Below are 20,900 nucleotides of genomic sequence, written 5' to 3'. Positions count from 1 at the left end.
AACGAATTCAAATTCAATTTTTATGTAACTTACGGCGGAACCAATTGTCCGCCCTAAATTAAGGATAAAACATGCAAGCTTATTACGATAAAGACTGCGATCTATCAATCATCCAAGGTAAAAAAGTTGCCGTTATCGGTTTCGGTTCACAAGGTCACGCGCACGCGGCGAACCTTAAAGATTCTGGTGTAGACGTTGTTGTTGGTCTACGTCCAGGTTCTTCTTCTGTGAAAAAAGCAGAAGGTTACGGCCTAACAACTGCTGACGTTCCTACTGCGGTTGCTGGTGCGGATGTAGTAATGATCCTAACTCCAGATGAGTTCCAAGCAGATCTTTACAAAAACGAAATCGAGCCAAACATCAAAGAAGGTGCTGCACTAGCATTCGCTCACGGTTTCGCAATCATCTACAACCAAGTTGTTCCTCGTAAAGACCTAGACGTTATCATGATCGCGCCAAAAGCGCCTGGTCACACGGTACGTTCTGAGTTCGTTGCTGGTCGTGGTATTCCTGACCTAATCGCGATTGAACAAGATGCGTCTGGTTCTGCACGTGACATCGCTCTATCTTACGCTTCTGCTGTTGGTGGTGGTCGTACTGGTATCCTAGAAACGACTTTCCGTGAAGAGTGTGAAACTGACCTATTCGGTGAGCAAGCAGTACTTTGTGGTGGTGCGGTTGACCTAGTTAAAATGGGCTTCGAAACACTAGTTGAAGCGGGTTACGAGCCAGAAATGGCATACTTCGAGTGTCTACACGAACTTAAACTAATCGTTGACCTAATGTTCGAAGGCGGTATCGCGAACATGAACTACTCAATCTCAAACAACGCTGAGTACGGTGAGTACGTTACTGGTCCACGCGTAATCAACGAAGAGTCTCGTGAAGCAATGCGTCAAGCACTTGTAGACATCCAGACTGGTGAATACGCTAAGAACTTCATCCTTGAAGGTCAAGCGGGATACCCATCAATGACGGCAATGCGTCGTCTAAACGCTGAACACCCAATCGAGCAAGTAGGTGAAAAACTACGCGCTATGATGCCTTGGATTGCAGCGAATAAAATCATCGACCAAGACAAAAACTAATTTTTCGTTAGGCTTGTTTTGCCAATCTCTGCGTTGCTTTCTAACTCGTGTACTCATTGTACACGTCGTCAGAAAGCGCCTTGACCTTGACAAAAAACGCCTCGAAAAAAGTTTTAGAAAGAACCAGCCTAGTGCTGGTTTTTTGTTTTTAACGGCTTGTTTTCCTGATTTCTTTGTTGGAAGTTGGTTCGTGTACTACTTGTACACGTCACCAAAAAGCGCCTTGAAGTCGAACAAACTATCTCCTTTTAGGGTGGTATAAAAGTATGCAATAATCTAGAAGTAATTTCGTTTGAGGTATTTATGTAATGACTTTTTATGCGGTTTTGATAGTGTGGGGAATGGCTTTCGGAGCTACTTTAAGTGTTCCTTTATATTTTCATTCAGATATTAATGATTGGATTGAAATTGGCAAAACTGGTTTATTTACAGCATTGACAGCAATGCTTGCATCAATGGTGGCTGCGTTTTTTGCATTAAAAACAATAAATGAAAATAAGAATCAGGCAAGATTAGCAAGAACGATGGAGTTACGTTCAGACTTTAGTCGTGTCGATATAGAATTTCAATTATATGTTCAGAGCTTAAAAAATACTGTTGGTAGTAATGGTGAAGCGTGTCAATTTGATGAAGCCTTGAAAAATATTTTTGAAAAGGAAAAAGAACTTTTTGAGAAATTATTAAAGAGAATTTTTGGAATAAATGAAGCAATAGAGCTTCTTGAGTTGAATGTTTATGACAGAAAAATTGTAGATAAAATTATTACCGATAATATTCTGTTTCAATGGGAAGTTTATTCTTATTTATTTGCTTATATTTATAAAGATAAAACAGAACTTCCTATTTATAGTTTCATTGAAAATAAAGGTCTCTCAGATGATTATCAACGTTATAAATTCTGTGCTGAACAAAAGAAGTTCTATCAATAAAGCGAAGGAGTCAATGCGAAAGGGGAGACTCGATTGCTTTTGCCTATATCTCGTTCCCACGCTCCTGCGTGGGAACGCATAAGCCAGCTAAATGCTGGCTTTTTTGATTTTCAATGTGTTGCGTGTTGCGCTACAATGGTCAGATGATTAAGTCTTTTAAGCATAAAGGGTTAGAGAGGTTTTTTGTCTCTGGAAGTCGTAAAGGCATTCAGCCGGAACACGCACGAAAATTGCAGATGCGTTTGGCGGCAATTCATTCGGCAACCGAGATAGAAGATATTGATTTACCCGGTTATCGTTTGCATTCTCTAAAGGGTGATAGGGAAGGTGTTTGGTCAATTACGGTAAATGGTAATTGGCGTATCACTTTTGAGTTTGTCGATGGCAATGCTTATATTTTGAATTATGAGGATTATCACTAATGTTAATGTTTGCACCGCCGCATCCCGGTGAGTTTATTGCCGAAACCTATTTAGAACCTCTAAACCTTACGACTCGTGCTTTGGCGCGGCATTTGAATGTGTCGGCTTCTACGTTAAACAGAATCATTAAAGGGCAGAGTGGTATTTCGCCAGAAATGGCATTACGTTTGTCTAAGGTATTAGGGCGTAGTCCAGAGAGTTGGTTAAACCTGCAAGACCAATACGATTTATGGGCGGCTCGTCAAAAAGTAGATTTAGATAATTTACATCCGCTGCAAACCTCTTTTGCGTAATTTATACGTTTCTAGGTTTGGTTCCTACGCAGCAGTGGATGAAGAAGCCAGCTAAATGCTGGCTTTTTTAGTTCTGTTGGTTTTGTTTAGCGATGAAGTCAATAATTCGTTCAGTGGTTGGGGCTTTCCAAGCTAGAAGGTTGGATACAACGCCAATGCTCATGGCGTGTGACAGGTTTTTCGTGAGTAGGAGTTCGGCTTGGCCGCCATGTTCTTCAATTTTATGGGCTAGATTTTGGCTGTTTTTGGCGTAAACAATGTCGTCGTCAAGGCTGTGAATCAGCAATAGTGGGGCATTTTTTCCGTCGACCCAGTTGATTGGTTGCGAGTCGGCATATTGTTTGGCGGGTGCAAAGATCTGTTTTAGATCTTGTTCATCATCGGCAAAAGGTAAAAAATCGTACGGTCCGCTAATGCCAATGGCTCCGGCTAGCGTGCGTTGCGGATTGGGATTGAAGGGTGTGTTTAGCGCCAACATTACCGCATTGTAAGCGCCGGCAGAATGTCCCATCACGAAAATTCGGTTGCTGTCGCCGAAGTAGTTTTCGATTTGTGCATGAACCCAATTTAGGGCGTCGGCGGAATCGCTTAGGAATTCTTTATAACCAACCTGCGGCCATAGACGGTAGTTAGGAATGACGGTAATAATTCCTTGCTTCGCCAATTCACGACCAAGAAATTGGTACATCGATTTATCGCCTTCTTGCCAGCGTCCTCCCCAATAAAAAATGACAACCGGCATGTCTTTTTTCAGGTTGCCGGTTGGACGGTAAATATCTAATTGCAGACTGTGTGGCTTATTTTGGAAGTCGATGTCAGCAATTCGTTCAATCCCGATTCTTGGTGCTAGATTATTTAAAATTTGTACGCCACTGCACGCGGTAAGCCAGAATGGAGTGCTTAAAATGAATGACCAGAATGTAATGTTTCGCATAACCTTCCACTTAAAAAGTCTTTAGCTTTAGATACGCTACATCCATGATTTTGGATGCGGTAATGCTGCGTGTTGCGCTGATTTTGGTGGCGCTTGATTATCAATATTGGCTTTATCCGAAGTTGTTTATTGGGGGTTCAGTGCTTTAAAGGTTGAATACTATTTTGGGTAGATGAATTCCCTAATTGAATGTACTGGTTTTGCTTGATTACGTTTGTCAGCCAAATAAAAAAGCCAGCGTAAAGCTGGCTTTGCTGTTTTAGCAGGCGTTGAAATTAGGCTGCTTTTTTCACTGCTTTCTTAACGGCAGCTTTCATTTTCTTCTGGCTAGATAGGCCTTTTTTAACCACTTTTTTGGTTGCTTTTTTGATGACGCCAGCGGCTTTTTTCTTTTTCAGGTCGTTCTTTTTAACAAGCTTCATGGTTGCTTTAGTTGATGCTTTTTTAATGGCTTTTTTCTTGATCGCTTTAGACATTTTGACTTCCTTATTTTCATTTTTTAGTAATTTATTACGTCTATTGGTAATAAATTATTACCAATGGTAACGATTTTTATATGAAATGCAAATCTGATTTTATTGGGAAGGCTATAATGGCTTAAAAACGGTTGTCGATAAATCGTCTGTATGGAGTGGGCAAAATGACTTTTATTGAGTTTAAAAAGCATCTGCTGGATGCTGATATTACGTTGCCTAAATTCAGTAAGTTGATTAAGGTCAGCGATAAGAATTTGCAGTCGTATAAAAAGAAAGGCGAGGTGCCAAACACTATCGCCGTGATAGCCGTTTGTTTTGTCGAGATGCAACAGGCGGGTTTGGATTATAAGGCGATTGTTGAAGCGCTTGGTTTAAAGGCAAAAACCAAAAAAGGGGCAGGTTTCGCTAAAACTAAATCGAAACCTGAACAGGAAGAGAGTGCTTAATACGATGAGTGATTGTTACTCGCGCTTTTGTTATTTTTCTTGAGCCTGAATAGCAGCCTGCTGATTTTTTCGTTGTTGTTGTAATTTTTGTACGGCGCTACAACTATTCTCAAATAGAACTTTTAATTCATCTTGTTTTTTGGTCTTAAACTCGGTGATGAGCTTTTCATGTAGACCAGTTAATTGACGAACGGCTTCATTTCGACCATTAACTCCCGCACCAGCGACAATCATTGTGTTGGCAGCGGTTAGTTGTTGCGCTTGTTGATGACGTTTAATTGATTCCGATAACAGTGCGCAACTGGCTATGTCAGTGATTTGTTGTTGCAGTTCGTTTGGCAGCTCGGCAATGCCCAAGCCTTGAAAGTTATCATCCATCTTGGCTGGAGTCGGGCAAACTTTGTTGAAGAGTTTATCTCGGCTAGTCACGCTGTAGGTGTCGAAGTTCCTTTTTAACTGTTCAATCTTTGTCGTACTCATATCGATGAGTTGTTCACGGCTAAATTTTTTATCTTTTTGATTGCCTTCTTCCAAAAAATCAAGCAATTTACCGGCGTATTCTTTTTGCTGTACGTCATTCCCTAAAGCGGCGCATAAAGCTAAGTTTTGTGCTTGCTGTAGTTTGTTTTTATCGTCATCGCTGAGTTGCGGTTGGGCAAGGGCGGAAAAGCTAGAAATACTGAGAGCAATGCCACAGCCGATACGGAGTAAAGTTTTATTGTATGGCTGGGCGAGTAGACTTTTCATATAACATCATCCTTTTAGGTTTTTGCCATTGTACTGGTTTGTTGCTTTTAGCGGGGACGACAATTGATGACAAAAATATTAAGAGAATGTTTTATGGCAAGTATTCAGCTTTATAAATAACAAAGCCGAGGAAGTTTCGCACTTTCTCGGCTTTGTTTTTTCGGGTAGGTTTTCGATATATTTAGGTGTAATCGCCGCCCGGCATAGTGCCTTTACGAACGGTTACTTTATCGACTTTTTGTCCCGAAAATCGTAATAGTTCGTCACCGGAAAATTCAAATCCTAGTTTATAGGCGATGCGTGCGACGTCGTCAGCGGTTGCTGCTGCAAGTACTTGTTGTTTTAATTCAGGTTCCGCTTGCATCTTTTGCAGAAATGCACGTACTGTTTCAAAAGCCATAAAGGTTTCCTATTGTGTTACTGCTGAAAGCTTCAACGGTGTTGATAGATTGTTGTTGCGAATTCTACTATTAATCTAGAGTACAGGCAATTTATGTCAGTAGTCATTGCTATAGTGGGCAGACTGCTAAGCATTGACACTTCGGCGATAATTTTCGTGATGTTGTTCGATTTTGAAAAATGGTGGCGGGTTTTGCTATCTTTAGAGAATTGACGTAATAAAGCAGAATCAATTTTTTTGATTCGGCTTTTGCTTTTTTCGGCGTATGATTCTCGCTTGGCTGAGATTTTGAGAAGTAGGCGATGAAGTTAGAGATTAAAGGTGCAGTAGCGGGAACGTTATTGACGTTGAGCAGTTGCGTGTTTGCAGTGGATACTACCGATTTTTCTAAACCGGGTATGAAGCAGTTAGCGGTTGAAAAGCGTGCGATGGAGACTTGTATGGCTGAGGTTGATGAAATTCAGCAAATTCGCCTGCAAGCCCAGTTGAATGTTTTGGATAATCAATTACATGCTTTGTGTGATGCGGATGAGCAGGAAAAAGCGCAAAATAAGGCTCTGGCGTTTTCGGCACAAGTGGTTGATTTGCCACTTTTCCAGAAAATTCAGCGTTGTACGCAAGGCATGCGAGATTTAGGGTTTTTACCGCAATTGCCAGTGGTAAAACCGGATAGCGAAGCACTTTATAAAATCTGCGATTATTACCGACCTTATGTTCCCAAATAGCCATCGCGTTTTATTTCATAATTAATTCAGCTTTCAATTGCTTTGCGGTTCTGCCATTCCGTTAAGATGGAGCCATTGGGGGCGAAAAGAGAGTGCATAAGGTGGAAAAAGAGCTAGCGCAAACTAGGACTGTTGGTTTGATTGGGGCGGTTTCCATTGGTGTTGGCGGTATGGTTGGCGGCGGCATCTTTGCGGTTTTAGGCGAGGCGGTGTCTTTTGCCGGTGGAGCAACACCTTTAGCCTTCCTTTTCGCAGGACTTATCGCTTTATTGACCGCATACTCATACGCCAAACTAAGTGTGCATTTTCAAAATCGCGGCGGCACGGTCTATTTTGTTGACCAAACCTTTAATCACAATTTGCTTTCCGGTAGCTTAAATCTGTTTTTATGGCTTAGTTATCTGGTTACCATCTCTTTATACGCTAAGGCATTTTCTTCTTACGCACAAACCTTCTTTGATTCTCCGAGCGTCTGGATAGCGCACTTGTTAATCAGTTTGGCAATTATTCTTCCGATGCTTATCAACCTTATCAGTAGCGGCTTTGTTAGCCGGTCGGAAACGTTTATTGTCGGCATTAAATTAATTCTGTTGTTACTGATAATGTCTTTTGGGGCGGCAACGATTGATCCTGTGCGTGTGGAACCGGCTAACTGGTCACCATTATTGAGTGTTTTTGCGGCTGGGATGATTATCTTTGTCGCCTATGAGGGATTTGAATTGATTGCCAATTCTGCAGAAGAGATTAAACGCCCGGAACGGAATTTACCGCGCGCCCTTTATATCTCTGTGGTTGGGGTTTTAATTTTGTATATCGGAATCGCTTTAGTAGTCGTTGGCAGTGTGCCGCAAGAGAAGTTGTTGCAAGCCAAAGATTATGCTTTGGCCATTGCCGCTGAGCCGGCTTTAGGAGAATTCGGTTTTCAGTTAGTCGCTATTGCTGCTTTAATGGCGACTTTCTCAGCGATTAACGCCACTATCTACGGCAATGCTCGGCTGGGTTATTTGCTGGCAAAAGAAGGCGAGCTTCCGGAAGCACTTGATCATCAGAAACATCAGATTCCAATCAACGGTATTTTAACGATTGCAGTGATTAGTTTGTTGCTAGCGAACTCGATTGATTTAACTGAAATTGCGATTATTGGTAGCGCAGGGTTTTTATTGATTTTCTCGATAGTGAATTTCAGTGCGTATAAGTTGCGTGCACAGATAGGCGCAAATCGCTGGATTGTACTCTTAGCGTTCTTAGCGAGTAGTATCGCGCTGCTGGTTTTGTTGTATGAGACTTTGATTACTAATCCGGTCGCTATCTCGGTTTTTGCTGGATTTATCGCTGTCTCGGTCATTTTTGAGTGGTTCTATGGACGAATTATTCGCCAACATTGGTTTACACGTCGCTATTCGTAATCCAGTCTGGATAATAGACACTATTGTTAACTTCTCCGCTTTTTGAAAAACTGCCATGTTGAATACCCTAGCCATTTTATTTCCTGTCTTTGCACTGATTTTTGCCGGTTTTATTGCTCGTAAAAGTGGCGTGCTGGGCGAAAATTCCGCACGTGAATTAAGCCGATTTGTGGTTTGGCTGGCATTGCCGGCGTTGCTGTTTGAGATTATGGCGAAAAGTGATTGGCAGCAGATGTGGCAAGGTGATTTTATTGCGGTCTATACCATTGGCTCGTTTGCGGTATTCTTTTTAGTATTGGTTTGGCGTTTATGGCAAAAACAGAATATGGCCGATGCCAGTGTCGATGGTATTGCTGCGTCCTATTCAAATACTGGTTACATCGGCTTTCCTTTAATGTTACTGATTTTCGGTACGGCGAGTGAAGTGGTAACGGCACTCGCCAGCGTTATAGTGGTATCGCTGTTATTCGGTTTTGCGGTGATTTTGATTGAAACCACTTTGCATGCAAAGATGGCTTGGCATATACGGTTATGGAATGTCTTTAAGTCGGTTTTTAAGAACCCTTTGGTCGTCGCTCCAATTGCGGGTGCTCTTTTTGCAGCAACGCCGTTTACCCTGTCGGCACCGTTTGATAATTTTCTCACCTTATTGGCAGGTGCTGCCAGCCCAGCGGCTTTGGTGAGTTTAGGTTTGTTTCTAGCGGATGCTTGGGCTGATAAGAGACGTAATGGTCACGAAGTACGTAAGACAGCGCTAAGTCTGACGGCGGTAAAATTGATTGTGCAACCGGTGCTAATCGCCTGGCTTGCTTTAGTCGTTTTTGATATGGGCGTAGAAATGGCGTTGATGGCGATTGTTCTAGCCGCATTGCCGACGGGAACAGGGCCTTATATGTTGGCAGAATTCTATCGAAGAGATGCGTTGATTACTGCGCGAACGATTTTGCTTTCTACCGTGTTATCGGTACTGAGTCTATCGGTATTGCTGCATATTTTGGGTTTGAACGTATCATCTTGAGTGATTAAAAAGCCTCAAACCGATGTAATTCGATTTGAGGCTTTGCAGTAAATGATACTCGGGATGCTATGAAGCGATTTTTAGTTTGCCAATCGGCTGAGGTCTAGAGTAATGCCAGCCTTGCCCGAAAACAATTCCGGCGGTTTCTAGACCTTGGTTAATCTCTTGTAGCTTTTTAACGATTGACTGATCTTCAATGTATTCAAGTACCAAGTCGAGACCGAGCTTTGTGCCGAGTAGAATGATGGCTTCAAGTAAGGACTGTGAAGTTTCTGAGTCATTAATGCTCTTAACCAGACTACCGTCGACTTTCAGCACTTGAATTAATCCTTGGTCTTTTAAGGTTTTGACAATCTCAAAATTGGTATAGCCTGTTCCGAAATCATCAACCGCTATACCAAAATTATCATCTTGTAGTTGTTTGAGGCTATCCAGTTCTGAGGTCAAAGAATATTCGGTTAGTTCTAGCACGATGCGTAAACCGTTGTCAGCGCCGTTCTTAATTAGCTTTTTCAGTAGCTGAATCGCTTGTTCGGATTTAATCGACTCCGGATTAACGTTAACAAACAGGGTTTTGATTTTTTGTGAAATCTCTTTGATGTCGCGAATCAGACGGGTTAGAACCGCAAGGTCAAGCTGTAACGATAGGTCGTAGTCATTGATAATTTCAATAAAACGCCCTGCAGGAATGATTTCATTACCTTGTTTGATGCGAACCAAGGATTCTGCGCCAAAGGTTTTGGTCGTTGAAACATGCACAATGGTGTGGAAGTGTAGATCGATATCCTGTTTGGCGATAGCTTCCGTGACCACTTCTTTCAAACATAGGTTTTGTTTGATTTCATCAATGATCTGGTAGATGTTTTTGCCAAAATTGACGCTATTGATAATCTCGTGCGACGTGTTCGGCAACTGTTCGGTGCGGTTCTCCATTACCCGAATCGTTTCTTGCATTTCTTCTGCCGTCAGGTTTTGCAGGTATTTGGTGTTGATATAACCGATATTTAATAACGCTTCGGTAATCGAAACCTTATTCTTTTTAACAAAGCTGTTGGCGATTTCGCTTATGGATGCCATCAGGTCGATTTTATGTTCGCTCTGCTGTTCGCTGTAGATATAGAGGGTTTCTTCCATGTCATACGCAAAAACATTGCAATAGCCGTTAAGCTGAGTTTTGATTTGATTCTTAATTTGTTGAATCAAGCTCTTATTCAGTTGTGCACCGTTCACATCGGCAGAGTTGGTGGTGATGCTAAACAGACCGCCTTCATTACTTTTTTCAGTTAAGAAACCGATAATAATATTGTGTTTATTGGTTTGCCAATAGTGTTCATGTTGCTCTAAAAGCGTGACCAGTAAAGTTGCGTCGTTGACAAGGTGTTTAACCATCAGCAAAGTCTGCGTGTAATTGCCAAGCTCGTAATACTTAATTGATAGTTCTGCTTTCTGATGAATGCTTTTGTTTAAGCTTTCGATTTGCAATTGCTGTTTACGGTTCGAATAGCTTTTAATGCGGAAAGCGATGGTTGCGAGCGCTTTACCCAGTTCCGCAGTAGTGAAGTCGCTGATAAACGGCTCGCAGTCATCGTCGTAAGTCAGGCTTCCCCAGTTATGAACTTTGAGTAGGTGGTTACGGAAGCGTTTGATATTGGTGATTAGGTATTGGCCTTCTTGCGAGACAGGTCGTAAATCGTAAATGGTGTCGTCCAAGTTACCGAAAATATAAGCGAATCCGGTTGAGTTACGGATTTTATTAAACACTTCTTCTAGCTTATCGAAGCTTAATGCAATCTGCTGATTACGAATTTTATCTGCCAGTTGCTCTTCGATGAAGTTAAGCATTTTGAAAAGATAGCCTTCATCCAAACGGATTTTCCAGTGAATCGCGCCGATTTTGTAATACTCTTCATAGACCTCTTCCGGATCCAATTCGAACAAGGCTCGGTAGAGAAAGTGAGATTGTGATTGAATCAGGCGTTCCATGAATTGATGGGAATTGATGAAACTTGCCATGTAATGATCTTTCATTACAATGAGGTAAAATTCTTCAAAAATGCTTTCAATTGTTTTTTTAGTATTTTCTGCAGAAGCCATCACTGTTTCTCTCTTGCCCGTAGGTATATTTTATTCACTGTTTGTGATTTTCACTCTTTTCCATAATAAAAACAATGAAATTTTTTCCTACAGTTGTAAAGCTTAATTTAAGATTCACAAAAGTAGCGGATGTGAATCTTACTCGCTAGGTAGAGAGGGTGAGAACTTATTGAGAGGATCGGTGTTTAATTTCGGATTGGATTTTCTGCGAGTTTGAGCCAAGTAATAAAAAAGCCCGAGCTGAAATCAATATCAACTCGGGCTTTTAAAATATGGTGCGAGCGGAGAGACTCGAACTCTCACACCAAAGGCACCAGAACCTAAATCTGGCGTGTCTACCAATTCCACCACGCTCGCTTGGTGCAGTGAATTGTAGTGATTTCTAGTGCAAGGTCAATAGTTAATTTATAAGTTATTTGTAAATATTTACATGGCTTTTAATTTTTGCTGTGTCACTAGTTGGTTTTGGCGTTTTGCATGCTTTACTTTGCCTGACGTCATTTGGGCTTTTGTTGTGTTTCTCTAAGTGGTGCAAGGAGATAAAATTTACATTGTCTTTTTGAACTGGGTTGGTAGTATTTACTGTTAAATTTTTACAGGGAGTGGCTTGTATGAGGTTAGTAAAAGTTGTTAGTGGTTTAATGTTATTGTTGCCAAGCATCGCGTTTTCGCAAAATGTTGAAGTGCCTAACCATAATTGTCAAAAGCCGACTAAGCCAGCTGAGTATAAAAATTTTTCTGAGTTTGGTGAGTTTAATGAAGAGTTTATCCGTTATCAGAAATGTATGAATAGCTTCATTAAAGAGCATAAACAGGCAATGGAATTGCACCATCAAGCGGCGACAATGGCGGTTAAGGAATGGAATCAATTTCTTAATAAGAATCTCAATTGAGAAAGCCGAAGGAATATTCAAGACACATCACTAGCAAGCTAATCGACATTTTTTAGAAACATGGCAGTGAGTATGTCAGGTAATGTGGATGAAATTATCTGGCTTTGTTATTTTTGTATAGCAAAAAATCGCTCGGCATTTTTGTAAGCAATTTTCTCAGCAACTTCGGGCGGCAAATCGCCTAGCCATGTCTGTATATCTTTCACGACTTTATGGTAAGTACGCCATCGGTTAACGCTGAAAGTATCTACCGCAGCTAACATTCGATCTTGGTTTTTAATTAAAAAATCATGCCATTCCGGTTGCAGGGTATTTGTTGTCGGGCCGTTGGTTTGCAAACTGCCAAGGAATCTTTTATCGCGCACCGAAGTGTCGATAAACAGTTGCTCAGGGTACTTATCTAGCATGTTTTGCAGTAGTTCGGTTTCTGGGCGCGTACCTAAGTGCGCCCATAAAATTTTGGCATTTGGGTCAATCTCAAAAACCTTGTCAATAATTTCGGCATCAGCATGAATTAACATTGGAAGTTCATGTTGCTTGGCTAAGATGACTAATTCTTTTAATACTGGACTTTCTTGATCGCGTGCGAAAATATGTAGTTCGCCAATGCCTTGGTAGATGCCGTTTTTTAATGCCTTTTTAGCTTCTTGTATGGTTTCTAAGCGGTGCATCCAGTTTGCTTTATCTGCTTTGGTTCGATAGACGCTCAAAAAAGGAATAATGCGGTTCGGTGCGTGTTGGTAGAGTTGATTCGTACCTCGATTCGGTGTGCCGGTAATCAGAATTTTCGCCACCGAATTCTGGTTCAAAATATCGATAATCTGTTGTGGATTAAAGGCTTCAGTATCGGCATAAGAATAATGCGAATGGGCATCAATTAGTGGCAGAGGGGCTTCGGCCGTTGCACCACTGATGAAACCAGTCATCAATAAGGTGATATATAGTTGCGACTTAATTGTTGGTAATAGGCGAAGAAACAAAACACAACCTCATAAGTGAAAAGCGAGTGAACGATTATTTTGCAACAGAAATTGCTGGATTTAAATCGCTTTTTATCGGCGACGGAATTATGTTGTCGAAAAAATCATAGAATGAAATTGAGATGCTGACCACCGTTGTAAAAAGTCGGCTTAATAAAGTTGCTAAATCGCCATCATAATACAGATCGCTTTCTGCACCTCAAGCGAAACGAGTATAGTAGTGATTCATGTCAGTAAATAGAGGATAAGGTATGCAAATTTCTCTGCTAAATCATTTTTCCAAACAAGTTCCTGAGCATCTGCAAAGTCTAGGTTATGAGTTGCTTTCGGAGGATAAATTACAGCAGGCGAATGCCATTGTCTTACGCTCTAAATCACTGCATGAACATCATGCTGGGAAGTCTCTGTTTGCCATTGCTCGTGCGGGAGCAGGGGTGAACAATATCCCGATTGAACGTTTTTCCGAACAGGGAATTGCGGTGTTCAATGCGCCAGGAGCAAATGCTAATGCGGTGGCGGAAATGGTGTTGACCGGCATTTTGATGCAGACTCGCAAAGTTGCAGCGGCACTGAATTTCAGCCAGCAGCTATTCTCCGATGAGCGTGAAGATTATGCTGCTGCAATGGAAAAAGGCAAGGCTCAGTTCCAAGGTCGCGAATTGCAGGGGCTTCGCTTAGGGATTATTGGTTTGGGAGCGATCGGCGTTTTATTGGCCAATAAAGCCAATGCTTTAGGGATGCAAGTGTTAGGTTTTGATCCTCATATTTCCGTGGAGAATGCTTGGCGCTTGTCTGCCGAGGTTCAGCAGTGTGAATCTTTGTCGGATTTATTGGCGAATTGCGATTGTGTTTCTGTACATGTTCCGTATCTTCCTGCTACCCATCATCTCCTCAGTTTTGAACAGGTGGCTTATTTGCCGAAGCATGCGTTCGTCATCAATTTTTCACGTGCTGAGGTTGTTGATCAGGAAGCAATAACGGCTGCGATTGAGTCCGGTAATTTAGATGGCTACATTACTGACTTCCCTAATCCGGTTTTACAATCTCATCCTCAAGTTCTCTGTTTTCCGCATTTGGGAGCATCTACTGTGGAGGCGCAAGAAAATGCTTCGATGCAGGTTTTAACCACCCTCGATAACTTTTTGAAACGCGGCGAAGTTAAGTACTCGGTCAATTTACCCGTTTTACAGCCTGGTCCAATTCCTGTCGGTGCCAGCCGACTGGTGATAATTCATCGTAATACTGTCGGTATGATTGCGCAAATTACTGACTGCATTGAAGCTGCTGAAGAGAATATTCTGGAAATGAATAACCGTTCGCGTGCTGAAATGGCGCTTACCGTTATTGATTTGGCTGCTGCTGCAAGTGCTTCTTTATTAAGTACTATTCAAGCGGTGCCGAATGTCCTCTCGGCTCGATATTGTTAGTAAATTGTTAAAATTTAAAAAATTATATTTTGCAATTAAGTAGCCTCTCTTTTATTGCGTTTTGTATTCTTCAGTGTTGTGCAAAGGCCTCTTTTTTTCGGCAGTCTTTTATTTAGTAGTTTTACTTATTTTGTAAATAATTTATACTGGGTGTAAATACTAGTTTATGTGCGGGCATCGAAGTCCGTGTAGGAGAAGGCTATGGTAAAAAATTGCCGAGTTGTATTTGCAGTTTTACTGATTGCCATTAGCTTGCTGTTTTACTCAGTAATGGGAAAAGAATTTCCTCAAGATATGCTGTCCCACTATAAATTATTAGTGATTGTCAGTTTAATCGTAGCAGTCAACAGTATGGCCTTTAGTGCAGTAATTGCAAAAGGGAGCATGCCGTTTACAGTGTATATTTTTGTAACCGGTTTATTAATGGCTTTAATTCCGATCTATTTAGCGGATCTTGCCAAATTAAGTAGTGATCAAATTTTGTATTTTGTGTATGTCGCGATGATCTTTATCTTATTAAGTTCGGCTATGCTGGTTTGGCGAAATCATCGCACAGTTCGCGGTAAGGGATGTCCGGTTAATCAATCGTTTAAATAAGTTGAATTCGATACAACGTTTTCGCGAAAGTTTTTTCATTAGTAGTAGCTCAGTTGTGCTTTCCAGCACTTTTTAATGCGCAGTTATCTGCGCATTTTTTTTGCCTGTTTTTCTGATTTCTATGAAATTCATTTTGACCTTTAGTTAGTAATGGTCAGGTCATGATTATGTGAATTGTTTTATTTACGGTAATGTCAGAATGGATAAATGACGGGCATTAAAAAAGCGTCTAATGAATACTCAAGAGACGCTTTTAGGGGGAGTAGTGGCCTTAGTTGACGACTGTAATCATACTGAGTAACCACATTAGGGCAATTGAACCGAAAGTTAGAATCAATCCCCAGATAATTGCTTGTTTACCGTTCATTATTGCGCTCCTCTAGGTTTGAGTTGTGCGTAGTAATCGGCAAGTGCTTGGATCTCCTCATCGGTTAAATCCTTGGTGAATTGCGCCATACCTGAGTTAACATCGTTATGACGAGTACCGTCTTTATAAGCATTCATCTGACGAATAAACATACGTGGGCTCATGCCGGTTAGAGCAGGGGTTTCGTTCATGCCGCCTTCACCATGAGCACCATGACAGGATGCACAAGGTACGATCATGCGTGAGGTATCGCCTTTGGCGACCAAACGAATAATTGTTGGGTCAACCTCAACATCTTTGCTGATGTATTCACCATGAGGTAAGGGTTGGGCAGCATAGTATGCAGCGATGTCTGCCATCTGTTGCTGGTCGTAATATTGCATCAAGTGCACCATGACATGCGATTTATGGTCAACATAAAAGCGCCCGGACTTATAATCGCTCAGCATCTTGTAAGTATAGACCGCATTTTGTCCGGCTAGGCTTGGTGTTGATTGCGTCGGGTTATTTCCTTCAACACCGTGACAGCTATAGCAGTAACCTTGTTCAGCCAGTAGTTTGCCTTTATCGATGTCGCCTTGCGGCATAGACCGCTTGGCATCCAACCATTCTTTAGCCGTCCAAGGTTCGGCATGCGGTACGCTGCTGGCCATGACACTGGTTGCTGCAAAAACACTTAAGCCAGTCGCGATAAGTAATCTTTTAAATTTCATCAATCGTCTCCTGTCTTATTCAAAGATGTCGCGGCGGAAAGCACGCTGCCAGTTCATGGCTAATGAAGCACGGATATGGTGTAGCGCATCATTGTCCAATTCGGTCGATTGGTGACCGTACTGTTTGACGATCTTGCCGTTCTGAACACGGAAAGTATCGGTAATAGTCATACCGTAATCCTCACCCGCTAGCGCTACACAGTTATTGGTGTATAAAGGCTGCACAGGCGGTTTACCTGCAAACGAATTAACAATGGATTGGGCAACTGCTTTAGAGTGGTTTGAAGCCAGATAACCGGTTTTAACCATCGGACTGGATTCGGTTGCATCACCGACCACATAAACATCGTCGTCTACCATTGAACGATAATCCATTGGATCGATAGGTACCCATTCATTACCTTGTGATAAGCCGGTGTCATGAGTGAACTTCGCTGCCGTGTGTGCCGGAATAATATTGATAACGTCTGCTTGAATACGTTCGCCATCGGCAGTTACCAGCGTTTTGTTGGCTGCATCCAGTTGAGTGACTCGTCCGCCTTTTTCCGCTGGAACCCATTCAATCATCGCTTCTTTGGTTCCAAAGCCGCGTTTTTTGGTCCAGTAATCGATATAGTGTTTACGGAACGTGAAGCTGTTCTTCGAATCCAGAATCAGCACCTTGGCTGTCGGATTGTGGTGCGATAACCACTCGGCAACAAAGCTGGCGCGTTCATAAGGTGCCGGCGGGCAACGGTATGGCATTGGCGGCGATGAAATCGCAACCACACCGCCTTTTGGCATGTTATGGATCTGCTCGCGTAGCTTCATTGTTTGAGGGCCTGCTTTCCAAGCGTGAGGGAAGTCGCCTTCCGCCAACTGTTTCGAGTAGCCTTCGATATCGCCAAACTTGTAATCAGGGCCCGGTGCAACAATCAGTTTGTCATAGCTGATAAAACCGTTGGCTTTGGTTTTGACACGTTTACCGGCATAGTCAATGTCGGTAGCTAAATCAGTGACGATATTGACCGCATAGCGCGATTTAATGTTTTCGTAGTTCACAGTCAGATCTTCAATCGAGACAAAGTCGTTTAGGACTTCATTCGATCCCGGACAGAAAACATATTCCAAGTTTGGTTCGATAATCGTGATTTTGACGTTCTTATCTAAGATACGCAGGTATTTGGCAGCTGAAACACCGCCGATACCGCCGCCAACGATGACAATATGTGGCGCGGTTTTCGACCATGCCTCTTTGGAGGCGCCGAATAGTCCCATGCTTAGACCAGCAGCACCAAAACGCTTCATTAATTCACGGCGTGATAGGGTATTCATTACTGGGCTCCTTCTAGGACGTTTTCTTCTTTCCATGGGCGGTCTGCTTGGGCAGCAAAATAATCCGCCATGCGTTCAATTTCCTTGTCGGTAAACACTTTAGCGACGTGGTTCATTACGATTGACGGGCGCACTTCGTTTTTAAAGTCTTGCATCAATTTAATGAATACGTCACGTGGAATACCGGCTAACGGAGGCATGGATTCGTCATAAAAACGTCCAAGCGTGCCGTGACATGCCGAGCAGTTATCGCCTAACATTTTGCCAGGAATTTGAGGGTCTTGAGCAAACTTGTCGGCAGGGATTAATGCACCCGAGGCATTTGCCGAATTCATGCCGAATAGGGCAGAAACGGAAATTAGGCTAACTAATAATGTTTTTTTCATGCTGTACTCCTTTACTGCGCCCATACGTAGAAACCGACTACGAAGAACTGTACTAGCCATAAAGCGACTATCCAGATTGCCGCGGTTCCCAGTTTTTGTACGCCAGGACCTGGCGTATAAACGCCAACAGTCTGGCCGGCTTTCCATGCGATAGTTAGGAAATAGCTTAGAACGACGCCGCCAACGATTGCGAAGGTCAGGAAGAATAGGCCGGTTGAGTACCAATCCATAACGATTTTGTAGTCAAAGAAATCGTAGCCGAAAAAACCATTTAGAATGTCGTAACGCAAAATCTCACGAGAGGTGGCAACCACTAAACCGATGACTAGAGCCATTGGTAGCGCCATATAACTGCACATATCTTCTGACTTGCCATTAAGGCGAATCTTCGCCCAAAGCGCATAACCGAGTACCGCAACACCGCCGATAATGCCCCAGAAAGAGGTAGCGAAAGCACCGGCAGTTTCTTGAATGGTTAGCATCCACGCAACATAAAGAATCGTAGCGATTACTGAACCGACTAGAATCCATTTCTTACCGACTTCAGCCGCAAAGTTTAGATATTGCATATCGGCATCTTCACGAACCATTTTGAAGCGACGATAAGTAACCATCATCGCACCGGCGACCGGAATCGACATAGAGATAAAGAATGCATAACGCCAGAAGTTATAAGCGTGAAGGGTATCGCCGCTATAATCCAGTTTGCCGTTTTGCATATACCACTCTTTCCACAGTTCAGGGTGCAGAATTTGCGAGGTTAGCGAGTGCATAATAAAGCCGACCAATAACATTAAAGCTAGGCTGACAATCAGTGACCAACGCGATTTTGGTTGAGCCGTTTTATCTTCACGTTTGTAGTTCTGGAAGTAGTACAGGTACATTGCCCAGTAAGCCAAAATCAAGATGATGATAAAGGCAATAACCCAGTCGGCTGATAACACATTCGATGTATACCAGTGTGGATCATAAACTACCTGTACGAAAAGTAGCGGCGCAACACCAATAACAATGGCGACAGAAACCGATACTTTAGCAACATCAATCATTGCCATGCCTAGACGACGCCATAACGGATTATTAGTGTAAGCGCCATACAGTGCGACAAGAGACGTCCCTAGTAGTAGTTGTACAAACAAAATATGCATAGCAAAAGTTAGTACGCTAAGGCCGACAAAAATAATCGGGTAGGTTGGTAAGCCCGCAGGGTTACGCAAGGCATACATCATCTCAGTGATTTGAGAGACACTTTGAGCATCCATTATTTGCCCTCCATTAATTCAACACTAGCGACTTTGTCTTGAGCTTTTTGCTCAGCTAAAGCACGCTCACGTTGTTCAATTTCCATATCGATTGCTGCAGCCACGGCTGTTTCACCGCCATCGTTATTCATTACCAAGTAAGCCGCAAGCGCTTCCGCTTCGGAATCTAACATTGGCATTTTAGGCATATAAGCGATATTACCGGTGGTTAGCACGCCTTTAACATACTGCGCCATGCGTTCTTGCGAAGTGCCTTCAGGGAAGTAGCGGTGTAGTGGGCGAATACCGGTTTTGCTCGGTGAGTGGCAGTTCGAGCAATAAGTCATTGCGATAAATTCACCGGCTTGAATCATATTGCTCTGTTTGACTTCTTTTAGGTGCTCAGGCGTAAATGGATGCGCTTTCAGAATCCCGACTTTTTCGATGGTCGGCAGTTGTGATTTGATGTCCATTCCTGGTACGTCACGACCAATGACTTGGTTCGAGTAAACATATTGACCTGCTACATACGGTTTACGCATTGATTCACGCGCTGTCTCTTCAGGCCATAGACCGGCAACTAGAATGATTACCGCCATTGCGCCGGCGAAGCCTTGCACAACTAATTGCGGACGTAACATTGTAATAATGAAATATGACAGTGTTCCAGCCAGTACGATCATGACACTTGGTCCGAAGTAGTCTGGCAGACGGTTCTCCATAACCAATAGCGCTTGGCTTGGTACAGAAGTTAGATACCATTGGAACATTGCCGCACCGACTAGCGTTGAGATAATCCCCAGCCAACCGAGTTTGCGCGCCATTTCTTTTTTGAATGCCGGATCTTTAATACCGGCGATAACAATTCCACCGACAACTGCAGTCATGGTAAACATGAATGCCATACGCATACCCAGCTGGATAAAGGTGTTAGTACCATAGAAGCCGTTCAAATAACCGCCTTCGGTAAACCATTGTTCTTTACCCGGTAGCATCATGAACGACAAGATACCAACGATAATCACCATGGTTGCAAGGGAAGCCATACCGAAAATGACCGAGATTTTCATATGCGTTTTCTTATCGACCTTTCCGACGAGATAAACCAGCATGTAAACACCGACGACTTCGATGACAAAGAAGACCCATTCAGTAGCCCATTTCCACACAAAGGAGTGAATCAAGGCGCCAATCCCGTTCGGGCTGGCAACGGTAGTCGAATACCAAATCCCAGGGCCGGTAATGGAACCGGCAACATAGGTGAATACCATTAAGAATAGGCCGTATTTTTTGATGAAATCCAAAAGATCATCACGGTCTTCGCGATAGGCTTTATGCGAGAGGTAAGCAAATAGTAAGGCGGCACCAACCGAAGTGTGCGAGGCGAGGACGTGGAAAGTTGCAATCAAAGCAACCACCCACCCAGAGCCAACCGTTGGTTCATACCAAGTTGGATAGAGGCTAATTAGGTCCATAAGAAAAATCCTTTTGGATAAGTTACATTAATGTGTCTATAAAATTACACAGGTATTGTAAAAGTGCACGACTAGGGTTGGAAAACTAAAATGTTTTATTAATCAGGGTATAAAATTTTTTATAGCCATTGTTTTTGCTAAGGTTTTGTTTGTGATAAACCTTACAAAGCGTTACTTGTCGTTCAAAGTATGCACACTTTGCATAAGCTTAATTAAAACCGCCTAGTTAAAACAAGCGTAAAAGTAGCGAAATTGATGTGCTTTTGGTTACATTTTGAGAAAAGATAATGCAAATCAAGCAGTCGGGAATGAATCGTTTAGATACGAAGCAATACTTACATATTATGCAGTTGTGTTAAATATGAAAAAGCCCGATGTAAAAAGTTTCACATCGGGCTTTTGAAAATGGCAAAGACTAAGAGCTTAGGGAAACACAGAATAAGTCCCCATTGACTTCAGCGAGGAGTTTGAAGAGATAAATTCTAGGCAGCGTTTGATAAGCATAGCCTTTGCTATGGTTGAGAGCGCT

22 protein-coding genes and 1 tRNA gene are annotated in these 20,900 nt (G+C 42.5%); 11 read left to right on the top strand and 12 right to left on the bottom strand.

Annotation, left to right across the window (positions count from 1 at the left end):
- The first annotated feature begins 71 nt into the window (after nt 1-71).
- The 4 genes from ilvC to J3998_RS09000 all read left to right on the top strand — a co-directional run bounded on the left by ilvC (nt 72) and on the right by J3998_RS09000 (nt 2,732).
- A complete protein-coding gene (gene ilvC / locus J3998_RS09015) occupies nt 72-1,088 on the top strand; it encodes a ketol-acid reductoisomerase (RefSeq protein ID WP_208150331.1) in 1,017 nt (338 codons plus the stop codon).
- 308 nt (nt 1,089-1,396) lie between these two features.
- On the top strand, nt 1,397-2,017 hold the full coding sequence (locus J3998_RS09010; protein ID WP_208150330.1) for a hypothetical protein: 621 nt from the start codon (nt 1,397-1,399) through the stop codon (nt 2,015-2,017).
- A 143-nt stretch (nt 2,018-2,160) separates the two neighbouring features.
- Complete coding sequence (locus J3998_RS09005) at nt 2,161-2,439, top strand: type II toxin-antitoxin system RelE/ParE family toxin (protein WP_208150329.1); 279 nt, start codon at nt 2,161-2,163, stop codon at nt 2,437-2,439.
- Nucleotides 2,439-2,732, top strand: coding sequence for a HigA family addiction module antitoxin (locus tag J3998_RS09000; RefSeq protein ID WP_208150328.1), 294 nt, complete (start codon nt 2,439-2,441; stop codon nt 2,730-2,732). The genes J3998_RS09005 and J3998_RS09000 overlap by 1 nt, the downstream gene beginning before the upstream one ends.
- A 67-nt stretch (nt 2,733-2,799) precedes the next feature.
- Here J3998_RS09000 and J3998_RS08995 read toward each other — a convergent pair whose 3' ends face one another.
- Both J3998_RS08995 and J3998_RS08990 read right to left on the bottom strand, forming a co-directional pair.
- A complete protein-coding gene (locus J3998_RS08995; protein ID WP_208150327.1) occupies nt 2,800-3,666 on the bottom strand; it encodes an alpha/beta hydrolase in 867 nt (288 codons plus the stop codon).
- 275 nt (nt 3,667-3,941) lie between these two features.
- Nucleotides 3,942-4,142, bottom strand: a complete 201-nt coding sequence (locus J3998_RS08990; protein WP_208150326.1) for a hypothetical protein — start codon at nt 4,140-4,142, stop codon at nt 3,942-3,944.
- Nucleotides 4,143-4,306: 164 nt separating this feature from the next.
- Between J3998_RS08990 and J3998_RS08985 the strand changes: the two genes are divergently transcribed.
- Nucleotides 4,307-4,588, top strand: a complete 282-nt coding sequence (locus J3998_RS08985) for a hypothetical protein (protein WP_208150325.1) — start codon at nt 4,307-4,309, stop codon at nt 4,586-4,588.
- A 30-nt stretch (nt 4,589-4,618) separates the two neighbouring features.
- On the opposite strand, the gene J3998_RS08980 is transcribed toward J3998_RS08985, so the two are convergent.
- Complete coding sequence (locus J3998_RS08980; RefSeq protein WP_208150324.1) at nt 4,619-5,335, bottom strand: hypothetical protein; 717 nt, start codon at nt 5,333-5,335, stop codon at nt 4,619-4,621.
- Nucleotides 5,336-5,516: 181 nt separating this feature from the next.
- Nucleotides 5,517-5,735 carry a Nif11-like leader peptide family natural product precursor gene (locus J3998_RS08975; protein ID WP_208150323.1) on the bottom strand — a complete coding sequence of 73 codons (219 nt, stop codon included), beginning with the start codon at nt 5,733-5,735 and terminating at the stop codon, nt 5,517-5,519.
- 302 nt (nt 5,736-6,037) lie between these two features.
- Between J3998_RS08975 and J3998_RS08970 the strand changes: the two genes are divergently transcribed.
- The 3 genes from J3998_RS08970 to J3998_RS08960 all read left to right on the top strand — a co-directional run bounded on the left by J3998_RS08970 (nt 6,038) and on the right by J3998_RS08960 (nt 8,884).
- Nucleotides 6,038-6,460: a hypothetical protein gene (locus J3998_RS08970; protein ID WP_208150322.1), complete on the top strand. Its 423-nt coding sequence runs from the start codon at nt 6,038-6,040 to the stop codon at nt 6,458-6,460.
- Nucleotides 6,461-6,561: 101 nt separating this feature from the next.
- Nucleotides 6,562-7,866, top strand: a complete 1,305-nt coding sequence (locus J3998_RS08965) for an amino acid permease (protein ID WP_208150321.1) — start codon at nt 6,562-6,564, stop codon at nt 7,864-7,866.
- Nucleotides 7,867-7,921: 55 nt separating this feature from the next.
- On the top strand, nt 7,922-8,884 hold the full coding sequence (locus J3998_RS08960) for an AEC family transporter (RefSeq protein WP_208150320.1): 963 nt from the start codon (nt 7,922-7,924) through the stop codon (nt 8,882-8,884).
- 66 nt (nt 8,885-8,950) lie between these two features.
- On the opposite strand, the gene J3998_RS08955 is transcribed toward J3998_RS08960, so the two are convergent.
- Nucleotides 8,951-10,978 (bottom strand): EAL domain-containing protein, encoded by a 2,028-nt coding sequence (locus J3998_RS08955; protein ID WP_208150319.1) that lies wholly within the window; start codon nt 10,976-10,978, stop codon nt 8,951-8,953.
- A 273-nt stretch (nt 10,979-11,251) separates the two neighbouring features.
- Nucleotides 11,252-11,335, bottom strand: a tRNA-Leu gene (locus J3998_RS08950).
- Between the two features lie 254 nt (nt 11,336-11,589).
- Here J3998_RS08950 and J3998_RS08945 point away from each other — a divergent pair.
- Nucleotides 11,590-11,871, top strand: coding sequence for a hypothetical protein (locus J3998_RS08945; RefSeq protein WP_208150318.1), 282 nt, complete (start codon nt 11,590-11,592; stop codon nt 11,869-11,871).
- Between the two features lie 107 nt (nt 11,872-11,978).
- On the opposite strand, the gene J3998_RS08940 is transcribed toward J3998_RS08945, so the two are convergent.
- A complete protein-coding gene (locus J3998_RS08940; RefSeq protein WP_208150317.1) occupies nt 11,979-12,851 on the bottom strand; it encodes an amidohydrolase family protein in 873 nt (290 codons plus the stop codon).
- 251 nt (nt 12,852-13,102) lie between these two features.
- Between J3998_RS08940 and J3998_RS08935 the strand changes: the two genes are divergently transcribed.
- Together J3998_RS08935 and J3998_RS08930 are read left to right on the top strand one after the other, a co-directional pair.
- Nucleotides 13,103-14,278 carry a 3-phosphoglycerate dehydrogenase family protein gene (locus J3998_RS08935; protein ID WP_208150316.1) on the top strand — a complete coding sequence of 392 codons (1,176 nt, stop codon included), beginning with the start codon at nt 13,103-13,105 and terminating at the stop codon, nt 14,276-14,278.
- Between the two features lie 201 nt (nt 14,279-14,479).
- Nucleotides 14,480-14,875 carry a hypothetical protein gene (locus J3998_RS08930; RefSeq protein ID WP_208150315.1) on the top strand — a complete coding sequence of 132 codons (396 nt, stop codon included), beginning with the start codon at nt 14,480-14,482 and terminating at the stop codon, nt 14,873-14,875.
- Nucleotides 14,876-15,241: 366 nt separating this feature from the next.
- Here J3998_RS08930 and J3998_RS08925 read toward each other — a convergent pair whose 3' ends face one another.
- From J3998_RS08925 to J3998_RS08905, 5 genes are read right to left on the bottom strand one after another with little or no spacing between them, the layout of a single operon-like run.
- Nucleotides 15,242-15,955, bottom strand: a complete 714-nt coding sequence (locus J3998_RS08925) for a c-type cytochrome (protein WP_208150314.1) — start codon at nt 15,953-15,955, stop codon at nt 15,242-15,244.
- Nucleotides 15,956-15,970: 15 nt separating this feature from the next.
- Nucleotides 15,971-17,269, bottom strand: a complete 1,299-nt coding sequence (locus tag J3998_RS08920) for an FAD-dependent oxidoreductase (RefSeq protein WP_208150313.1) — start codon at nt 17,267-17,269, stop codon at nt 15,971-15,973.
- Nucleotides 17,269-17,655 carry a c-type cytochrome gene (locus tag J3998_RS08915; RefSeq protein ID WP_208150312.1) on the bottom strand — a complete coding sequence of 129 codons (387 nt, stop codon included), beginning with the start codon at nt 17,653-17,655 and terminating at the stop codon, nt 17,269-17,271. The genes J3998_RS08920 and J3998_RS08915 overlap by 1 nt, the downstream gene beginning before the upstream one ends.
- 11 nt (nt 17,656-17,666) lie before the next feature.
- Nucleotides 17,667-18,917, bottom strand: coding sequence for a hypothetical protein (locus J3998_RS08910; protein ID WP_208150311.1), 1,251 nt, complete (start codon nt 18,915-18,917; stop codon nt 17,667-17,669).
- Nucleotides 18,917-20,371: a c-type cytochrome gene (locus J3998_RS08905; protein WP_208150310.1), complete on the bottom strand. Its 1,455-nt coding sequence runs from the start codon at nt 20,369-20,371 to the stop codon at nt 18,917-18,919. The genes J3998_RS08910 and J3998_RS08905 overlap by 1 nt, the downstream gene beginning before the upstream one ends.
- Between the last annotated feature and the right edge of the window lie 529 nt (nt 20,372-20,900).

This window comes from Thiomicrorhabdus marina (assembly GCF_017571465.1).
GTDB classification, from domain to species: domain Bacteria; phylum Pseudomonadota; class Gammaproteobacteria; order Thiomicrospirales; family Thiomicrospiraceae; genus Thiomicrorhabdus; species Thiomicrorhabdus marina.
The sequence above is the reverse complement of the archived record's forward strand: the minus strand, read 5'-3'. Positions and strand labels throughout refer to the sequence as shown.

Bases quoted from the DNA above. Each gene is read 5' to 3' on its own strand.
- J3998_RS08920 (WP_208150313.1), bottom strand. From the start codon at position 17,269: ATGAATACCCTATCACGCCGTGAATTAATGAAGCGTTTTGGTGCTGCT.
- J3998_RS08905 (WP_208150310.1), bottom strand. From the start codon at position 20,371: ATGGACCTAATTAGCCTCTATCCAACTTGGTATGAACCAACGGTTGGC.
- J3998_RS09010 (WP_208150330.1), top strand. From the start codon at position 1,397: ATGACTTTTTATGCGGTTTTGATAGTGTGGGGAATGGCTTTCGGAGCT.
- J3998_RS08970 (WP_208150322.1), top strand. From the start codon at position 6,038: ATGAAGTTAGAGATTAAAGGTGCAGTAGCGGGAACGTTATTGACGTTG.
- J3998_RS08995 (WP_208150327.1), bottom strand. From the start codon at position 3,666: ATGCGAAACATTACATTCTGGTCATTCATTTTAAGCACTCCATTCTGG.
- J3998_RS08915 (WP_208150312.1), bottom strand. From the start codon at position 17,655: ATGAAAAAAACATTATTAGTTAGCCTAATTTCCGTTTCTGCCCTATTC.
- J3998_RS08955 (WP_208150319.1), bottom strand. From the start codon at position 10,978: ATGGCTTCTGCAGAAAATACTAAAAAAACAATTGAAAGCATTTTTGAA.
- J3998_RS08910 (WP_208150311.1), bottom strand. From the start codon at position 18,917: ATGGATGCTCAAAGTGTCTCTCAAATCACTGAGATGATGTATGCCTTG.
- J3998_RS08990 (WP_208150326.1), bottom strand. From the start codon at position 4,142: ATGTCTAAAGCGATCAAGAAAAAAGCCATTAAAAAAGCATCAACTAAA.
- J3998_RS08975 (WP_208150323.1), bottom strand. From the start codon at position 5,735: ATGGCTTTTGAAACAGTACGTGCATTTCTGCAAAAGATGCAAGCGGAA.
- J3998_RS08980 (WP_208150324.1), bottom strand. From the start codon at position 5,335: ATGAAAAGTCTACTCGCCCAGCCATACAATAAAACTTTACTCCGTATC.
- J3998_RS08930 (WP_208150315.1), top strand. From the start codon at position 14,480: ATGGTAAAAAATTGCCGAGTTGTATTTGCAGTTTTACTGATTGCCATT.
- J3998_RS09005 (WP_208150329.1), top strand. From the start codon at position 2,161: ATGATTAAGTCTTTTAAGCATAAAGGGTTAGAGAGGTTTTTTGTCTCT.
- J3998_RS08960 (WP_208150320.1), top strand. From the start codon at position 7,922: ATGTTGAATACCCTAGCCATTTTATTTCCTGTCTTTGCACTGATTTTT.
- J3998_RS08945 (WP_208150318.1), top strand. From the start codon at position 11,590: ATGAGGTTAGTAAAAGTTGTTAGTGGTTTAATGTTATTGTTGCCAAGC.
- ilvC (WP_208150331.1), top strand. From the start codon at position 72: ATGCAAGCTTATTACGATAAAGACTGCGATCTATCAATCATCCAAGGT.
- J3998_RS08985 (WP_208150325.1), top strand. From the start codon at position 4,307: ATGACTTTTATTGAGTTTAAAAAGCATCTGCTGGATGCTGATATTACG.
- J3998_RS08925 (WP_208150314.1), bottom strand. From the start codon at position 15,955: ATGAAATTTAAAAGATTACTTATCGCGACTGGCTTAAGTGTTTTTGCA.
- J3998_RS09000 (WP_208150328.1), top strand. From the start codon at position 2,439: ATGTTAATGTTTGCACCGCCGCATCCCGGTGAGTTTATTGCCGAAACC.
- J3998_RS08935 (WP_208150316.1), top strand. From the start codon at position 13,103: ATGCAAATTTCTCTGCTAAATCATTTTTCCAAACAAGTTCCTGAGCAT.